The sequence below is a fragment of the Synechococcus sp. H55.11 genome (assembly GCF_047462475.1).
Classification (GTDB): domain Bacteria; phylum Cyanobacteriota; class Cyanobacteriia; order Thermostichales; family Thermostichaceae; genus Thermostichus.
In genome coordinates, this window is sequence record NZ_JANSJI010000080.1 from 1 (window position 1) to 7,317 (window position 7,317).

General features: G+C 60.2%; 9 protein-coding genes. 5 read left to right on the forward strand and 4 right to left on the reverse strand.

Annotated features, from left to right (window positions below; all coding sequences use genetic code 11):
• Positions 1-42 precede the first annotated feature (42 nt).
• The gene (locus tag NW853_RS03400) at positions 43-675 is read left to right on the forward strand and encodes a class I SAM-dependent methyltransferase (RefSeq protein WP_414347766.1); all 633 of its coding nucleotides are present in this window, start codon (positions 43-45) and stop codon (positions 673-675) included.
• A gap of 5 nt (positions 676-680) precedes the next feature.
• Here the strand turns inward: NW853_RS03400 and NW853_RS03405 are convergent, their stop codons facing one another.
• The 4 genes from NW853_RS03405 to NW853_RS03420 form a co-directional block, all read right to left on the reverse strand.
• A complete protein-coding gene (locus NW853_RS03405) occupies positions 681-1,508 on the reverse strand; it encodes a thiazole synthase (protein WP_414334872.1) in 828 nt (275 codons plus the stop codon).
• 45 nt (positions 1,509-1,553) lie between these two features.
• The gene (gene thiS, locus NW853_RS03410; protein ID WP_414334873.1) at positions 1,554-1,751 is read right to left on the reverse strand and encodes a sulfur carrier protein ThiS; all 198 of its coding nucleotides are present in this window, start codon (positions 1,749-1,751) and stop codon (positions 1,554-1,556) included.
• Positions 1,739-2,992, reverse strand: coding sequence for an FAD-dependent oxidoreductase (locus tag NW853_RS03415; RefSeq protein WP_414338747.1), 1,254 nt, complete (start codon positions 2,990-2,992; stop codon positions 1,739-1,741). The genes thiS and NW853_RS03415 overlap by 13 nt, the downstream gene beginning before the upstream one ends.
• Before the next feature lie 113 nt (positions 2,993-3,105).
• Positions 3,106-3,303 (reverse strand): hypothetical protein, encoded by a 198-nt coding sequence (locus NW853_RS03420; protein ID WP_414334874.1) that lies wholly within the window; start codon positions 3,301-3,303, stop codon positions 3,106-3,108.
• A 341-nt stretch (positions 3,304-3,644) separates the two neighbouring features.
• On the opposite strand from NW853_RS03420, the gene clpP reads away from it, so the two are divergent.
• From clpP to NW853_RS03440, 4 genes are all read left to right on the forward strand, one after another.
• Entirely contained in the window at positions 3,645-4,247 is a 603-nt protein-coding gene (clpP, locus tag NW853_RS03425) for an ATP-dependent Clp endopeptidase proteolytic subunit ClpP (RefSeq protein WP_414334875.1), read from the forward strand.
• 510 nt (positions 4,248-4,757) lie between these two features.
• A complete protein-coding gene (locus NW853_RS03430; RefSeq protein WP_414334876.1) occupies positions 4,758-6,182 on the forward strand; it encodes a form I ribulose bisphosphate carboxylase large subunit in 1,425 nt (474 codons plus the stop codon).
• A gap of 69 nt (positions 6,183-6,251) precedes the next feature.
• Entirely contained in the window at positions 6,252-6,659 is a 408-nt protein-coding gene (gene rcbX, locus NW853_RS03435) for a RuBisCO chaperone RbcX (protein WP_414334877.1), read from the forward strand.
• An 8-nt stretch (positions 6,660-6,667) separates the two neighbouring features.
• A complete protein-coding gene (locus tag NW853_RS03440; RefSeq protein WP_414334878.1) occupies positions 6,668-7,000 on the forward strand; it encodes a ribulose bisphosphate carboxylase small subunit in 333 nt (110 codons plus the stop codon).
• Positions 7,001-7,317: the final 317 nt, after the last annotated feature.

Genomic DNA, 7,317 nt, shown 5'->3' on the forward strand with positions numbered 1-7,317 from the left:
GTCTCACAGGTAGGCTGGAAAAGCCCCAAGGGATCCCTGCCTATGGCCACCTTCCTGCGCGACTGGAGCTACCGCTTTCCCTGGCTTTACCGCAGCATCAGCCGTGCGGCTGCCCTAGCAGTGGGGGGATATGAGCGACTGCGCCGGTTGCCCCTCCAAGGGATCTCCATCCAGCCCCAGGAGCGGGTATTGGATCTCTGCTGTGGCCCTGCCGAAGTGACTCCAATCCTAGCCGAGCTGAGCCAAAACGTTGTCGGCCTGGATGCTTCCCCCAAAGCCCTGGCGGCAGCTCGCCAACGCCTCCCCAAGGTGGAATTTGTGGAAGCCTTTGCCCAGGATCTGCCCTTTCCTGCCAACAGCTTTGATTGGGTGCACACCAGCTTGGCCCTGCACGAGCTGCCTTTTCCTGACCTGGAACAGGTGCTGCGGGAAGGGTGGCGGGTGCTCAAGCCGGGGGGAGGGCTTTTGATCCTGGACTTGCACGCGCCTTGCCAACCTTGGATGTGGCCTGGGCTGGCCCTCTTTCTGGCCCTGTTTGAAACCGAGACCGCCTGGAACTTGCTCAAGTTGGATCTGCCGCAGTACTTGCAGCAGCAGGGCTGGCAATCCGTCCGGCAGACCCTGCACGCCGGGGGGGCTTTGCAGGTGATCCAGGCCCAAAAGCCTGCCGCCTAAGCTGCTCACCCTTGGTGCCAAAAAGGAGTGCCGAGAACCGGTGTGCTGGGCTGAGCCGCTTCCTGGGGGGTCATCGCGCCGGCCAGGTAGGCTCGCCGGCCTGCGCGCACTGCTTCCGCAAAGGCCTCGGCCATCGCCACCGGATCCCGGGCCAAGGCCACCGCTGTATTCAACAGCACCCCATCGAAGCCCCACTCCATCACCTGGCAGGCGTGGGAGGGCAGGCCCAGGCCGGCATCCACGATCAGGGGCGCCTCGATCCGCTCTCGCAGCAAGCGCAAGTTGTAGGGGTTGAGGGGGCCCTTGCCGGTGCCGATGGGAGCGGCCCAGGGCATCACCACTTCACAACCGGCATCCAAGAGCCGCTGGCACAGCACCAGATCGTCGGTGCTATAGGGCAGAACCTTGAAGCCGCGACGGATTAGTTCGGCAGCGGCAGTGGGCAGTTGCACCGGATCCGGCTGCAAGGTGTAGTCATCCCCAATGAGCTCCAGCTTGATCCAGTTGGTGCCGAACACCTCCCGCGCCATCTCCGCTGTGGTGACTACCTCCTGCACGCTGTGGCAGCCGGCGGTGTTGGGCAGAACCGGGATCCCTAGCTTCTGGAGCAGGGCCCAAAACCCTTGGGAAGCTTCCGACCCCAGCGCCCCCTGGCGCCGCAGGGAAACGGTCAACAAACAGGGCTGTGCCCGCACCACTGCCTGCTCCAAAATGGCGGGCGAAGGGTAGCGAGCCGTCCCCAGCATCAGGCGGCTGGGCAGCGCTTGGCCGTAGAGCACCAAGGGATCCTCATCGGCCCGAGTCGAGGGGGAGACAGGAAGAAGAGTGGACATCGCTGAGGGGCAAAAATGCGGGATCTGAGGGGAGGCAGTCGGGCACTAGCCGCCGGCAACCGGCGCGACAATCTCCACCTGGTCGCCTTCTTGCAGACGAGTTCGCTCGTACTGGGCGCGCGGCACAAACTCTAGATTAACCGCCACCGCAAAAGGGCCACTGATCTCCACCTGGGCTATCGCCTCGGCCAGCGTGGTGCCCTCCGGCAAATCGTAAGGCTTTTGGTTGATCAAGACACGCATGGCGACAGGGATTCACCGGCAAGAGGGGCAGCCTGTACCTGAAAAGGGATCCCCAACTCCTGAGCAAGGCGGCAACTGCCGTGGTGAAGATACTCCAAGACGGCATCGTGGATAGCCGGGGAGATCATAAAGCCATGGCGATAGAGGCCGTTGATCTGCAACAGGCGAGGCGCGCACTCCACCACGGCTGGCAAGTGGTTCGCCAAGGTGGGACGACATTGGCTGCCTAATTCCAGGATACGCGCTTCGGCAAAGGCAGGGTGGACGGCGTAGGCGGCGCTGAGCAGCTCCAGAGCCGAGCGGACACTCACCGGCGAGCGATCCTCGGATTCAATTTCGGTGGCTCCCACCACAAACAGGTGCCCCGGCTTGGGAGCGATGTAGATCGGGTAGCGGGGGTGCAACAGCCGGGTCGGGCGCCGCAAAGCTACTTCCGGGGCATACAGACGTACCACCTCACCTCTAACTCCCCGCAGCGGTGACTGCCCACCCCATTCTGTTCGGGATCCCAGGCCGCGACAGTCCAAAACCCACCCGCCGGTTTGTTGCTGCCAGGCTTCCGCCTGCTCCAGATCCCAGGGGCAACTCCACTCCACCTCCACCTCGTGCTGCCGCAGCTTGGCCAGCAGAGCCGACAACAGTTGGCGGTTATCCAGTTGGCCCTCTTGGGGAAGATACAGGCCTTGCCCAAATCGCCCGGCCAGCGAGGGCTCCAGCTCAGCTACAGCCTGGGCATCCAGAGGCTGGGGCTTGGGGAGATGGGGAAGGCGTTCCCCCACAGCAGCTAGCAGGGATGAGAAGCGTCTGGCTTCCCCCGCATCTTGGCGGTGCCAGAGGATCAGGGTGCCTTCCTGCTGAAAGAAAACCGGCTGCGGCAGACTGGCCAAAAGGGAGGGCCAACGGGAGAGGGCATAGTACCCCTGCGCTACTACGCTGGCCTCGGCGACGGCAGACTCCGCCAGGGGAGCCAGCATGGCAGCGGCAAAATGGGCAGCACTGCTCTCGACGGCACCGGCAGGAGCCGCCTCCACGATGCGGACAGAATGCCCGACCTCGACCAGGGTGGCAGCCAACAGGCGCCCCATCAGACCGGCTCCGAGGACAAGAATGGGATCCCGCTGCGCTCTCCCCACCGCTGACGGGATAGGAGATGGCCTGGGCAGACTTGCTGCCGCATTTGTCCGAGAAGATGAGGTTGAAAGGGTCAAAGTGCCCCCCACCGCTGAGGCAATGGATTTCATGTTAGATCCGATGTTGACATACCCCCTGTCCTCAGGGACAGGGATTCTTGACGCTTGAGAAGGTGAAGGCGCAGGCAAAGCTCTTCGCCCTTAGTTTGGCCGCTTGGCGGGCATCACAACCGCGGCGGATGGTAGGGAGGTTCTTTGCAGTTGTGCAGGTTTTCTGGGGTATGGCGATGGACAAACTCACAGCAACGAGCCAACGCCTTCAGCACCAGCTCCAGTTTCTCAACCTGCTGGGGGGTGGTGATGAGTTGGCAGGATACGGTGAGAATGTGAAACATTTTCAGGTGGTGAAGTGATGGCGTCAACTGGAGTACCCCTTGCCGGATTCGGGCATCCAGGTACTTACCCTCCCCAGCCTACAAAGGTAGGGGACTGTTGAACTTTTTCCCATCCTAGTCGCCATTACCGGTTCCACGCTCTGCCAAGTTTAGGATCAAGATCCCCAGCAAAGCTAGGCTCAGCAAGCTGGCGATCACCATCGGTTCATCTGGGATCATATCCATCTAGACTTTGCCTCACCCCATCGTAAAGAGCCATACCTCAGACTCGTTGCCCAACCCGGCGGCTACCCTCTGGTCACCCTGAGCAAGCATCTGTCCAGCGGCTTACACTACACTAGAAGAACTGACCCATCCCTTGGACTGGCATGATTCCCACGGTTATCGAGCAATCCGCGCGAGGCGAGCGCGCCTTTGACATCTACTCGCGTCTTTTGCGGGATCGGATTATCTTCCTGGGCACCCAGGTGGACGACGACATTGCTAACCTGATCGTGGCCCAGATGCTCTACTTGGAATCCGAAGACCCCGAGAAAGACATCTACCTCTACATCAACTCCCCCGGCGGCTCGGTCTATGCCGGTATGGCCATCTACGACACCATGCAACACATCCAGCCGGATGTCTCCACCATCTGCATCGGTCTGGCCGCCAGCATGGGAGCCTTTCTGCTGGCAGGGGGCACCAAAGGTAAACGCATCGCCCTTCCCCACGCCCGCATCATGATCCACCAGCCCCTCGGTGGAGCCCAGGGGCCAGCCACCGACATCGAAATTCAGGCCAAAGAGATCCTCTTCATCAAAAACAGCCTCAACAGCCTGCTGGCCTACCACACCGGCCAACCTCTGGAGCGCATCGAACGCGATACCGACCGCGACAACTTTATGACCCCAGAACAGGCCAAAGAGTACGGCCTCATCGACCAGGTGATCAGCAAGAGATCCCAGCCAACCCTGGCAGCCGTTTCTTGAGCGTCTAGGTTCTGCGGCCAGCTTGCAGGGCTCCCTCAAAGCAGGGAGCTTTTGCCTGTTGGCAGGGATCCCACCGGCGAAGATATTAAGAAAGCCAAAGAAATTGGTCTTCTTGTCACTAAGTCAGGGGACTCACTTTAACCAAACTAATCGAACTCATAAAGAAAGTAATGATCAGCTGATCCTTGCGGATGATAGCTTAGGATTAAACCAGTGTAGACCTGTGTTTGCCGCAATTCTAGCTTAGACACTGTATAGAAATCTTTCCACTGGGTTTCCAAAGTCCAGGGCGTCAGAGCTGGCAATGGGCGGCACTTGAAAAGGAGGGTTTTGGACTTTGCATCCGCTTGAATGCGGAAGACTGTCTCAAAGCCCAAGTCCCATGGTTGTGGGGCAGGTTCATTCACGAAAACTCGGTGGTCTGGGGCTTTGGCCCTGGGTTTTTGCCTCATTAGTTGCAGCCGTGAATGGCATTTTCTGGTTTTGTGATTCGTTCAGAGGGAGATCGACGTGGCTTACGCAGCAACCCAATCCAAAAGCGGCTATCAAGCCGGGGTGAAAGATTACCGACTCACCTATTACACGCCCGACTACACGCCCAAGGATACCGATGTCTTGGCCTGTTTCCGGGTTACCCCTCAGCCGGGCGTTCCCCCCGAAGAGGCCGGGGCGGCGGTGGCGGCTGAGTCCTCGACCGGCACCTGGACAACGGTGTGGACAGATTTGCTCACCGACTTGGATCGGTACAAGGGCCGCTGCTACGACATCGAGCCAGTTCCCGGCGAAGAGAATCAATACTTCTGCTTCGTCGCCTATCCGCTGGATCTGTTCGAGGAAGGCTCGGTCACCAACATGCTCACCTCGATTGTGGGCAACGTCTTCGGCTTCAAGGCCCTGAAGGCGCTGCGGCTGGAAGACTTGCGCATCCCCGTGGCCTACTTGAAGACCTTCCAGGGCCCTCCCCACGGCATCCAGGTGGAGCGGGACAAATTGAACAAGTATGGCCGCCCACTATTGGGCTGCACCATCAAGCCCAAGCTGGGCCTTTCCGCTAAAAACTACGGGCGGGCGGTGTACGAGGCGCTGCGGGGCGGTCTGGACTTCACCAAAGACGACGAAAACATCAACTCCCAGCCCTTCCAGCGCTGGCGGGATCGCTACCTCTTTGTGATGGAGGCCGTCCACAAGGCCCAAGCGGAAACTGGCGAGATCAAGGGGCACTACCTGAACGTGACGGCGCCCACCTGTGAGGAGATGTTCAAACGGGCGGAGTTTGCCAAGGAGATTGGTGCCCCCATCATCATGCACGACTACCTGACTGCTGGGTTTACCGCCAACACCAGCCTGGCTAAGTGGTGCCGCGACAACGGCATTCTGCTGCACATCCACCGCGCCATGCACGCGGTGATCGACCGGCAGAAAAACCACGGCATCCACTTCCGGGTGCTGGCCAAGTGCTTGCGCATGTCCGGCGGCGACCACCTGCATGCCGGTACGGTGGTGGGCAAGTTGGAAGGCGACCGCGCCGTGACGCTTGGCTTTGTGGATCAGATGCGGGAGAACTATGTGGAGGCGGATCGCTCTCGGGGTAACTTCTTCACCCAAGATTGGGCTTCGATGCCTGGGGTGATGCCGGTGGCCTCCGGTGGCATTCACGTCTGGCACATGCCGGCACTGGTGGAGATCTTCGGTGACGATGCCGTGCTGCAGTTTGGCGGCGGAACCCTGGGACACCCCTGGGGGAACGCTCCAGGCGCGACCGCCAACCGGGTGGCTTTGGAAGCTTGTATCCAAGCTCGTAACGAAGGTCGGGATCTGGCCCGCGAGGGCAACGACATCATCCGCGAAGCGGCCAAGTGGTCGCCGGAGCTGGCGGCTGCCTGCGAGCTGTGGAAGGAGATCAAGTTCGAGTTCAAGCCCGTCGATACCCTCTAGAGATTGGCTGGGGCAAGGGATCCCCACAGTTCTCTTGCCCCGCTGCTTTGGCCACCCCCTGGATTGGCAATGGATCTAAAACAGATCGCCAAAGATACGGCCAAGACCTTGATCAGCTACCTGACCTATCAGGCGATGCGCACGGTGCTGGCCCAACTGAGCGAGACGGATCCTCCCAGGGCTCTTTGGCTGCAGCAGTTCTCTGCCCGGCAAAACCTCCAGGATGGGGAAGCCTACCTGCGGGCTTTGCTGGCAGAGCGCCCTGACTTGGCCTACCGCATCATGACCGTTCGCGAGCACATTGCAGCGGAGGTGGTGGATTACCTGCCGGAGATGGCCAAAGCCGGCATCCAGCAGGCCAATATGGAGCACCGCCGCAATCACCTAGAACGGCTCACCTCAGCAGCGGGATCTCCGCCGGTCACCCACCCGGAAGCGGGATCCCCTCCCCAAAACCTTAGACCCGAAACGGAGTGACAGCCATCATGCAAACCTTACCGAAAGAGCGCCGCTACGAAACCCTTTCCTACTTGCCGCCGCTGACGGATCTGCAGATCATCAAGCAGGTGCAATACATCTTGGATCAGGGCTACATCCCTGCCGTTGAGTTCAACGAATCCTCTGAACCGACGGTTCGCTACTGGACATTGTGGAAGCTGCCTCTGTTCGGCGCCACTTCTCCCCAGGAGGTGCTGAGCGAGGTGCAGGCTTGCCGCAGCGCCTACCCCAATTGCTTCATCCGTGTGGTGGGGTTCGACAACATCAAGCAGTGCCAGGTGCTCAGCTTCTTGGTTTACAAGCCCAGCGGCCTACGCTAAGAGAGGTTCGGGGCAATTGGTCTCATTCCTAGCCAATCAGCGCGGAGGGAGAGCTTCTCCCTCTTTTTTATTTCTTGCTTCGCACAGCCATTCCCAATGGCAACGGCGCCATTCTCAATCTCAAAAAACAGTCATTTCAAACAGCAACGCAACGGTTCCTTGCCTCGTTATTGCTACACAACGCTGTCGCGAAGGCGCCGCTCTAACTCCCCTCTCCCTCAGGGAGAGGGGCTGGGGGTGAGGGCCATCCCTCAGGGAGAGGGGCTGGGGGTGAGGGCCATCCCTCAGGGAGAGAGGTTGGGGGTGAGGGGCCCCTT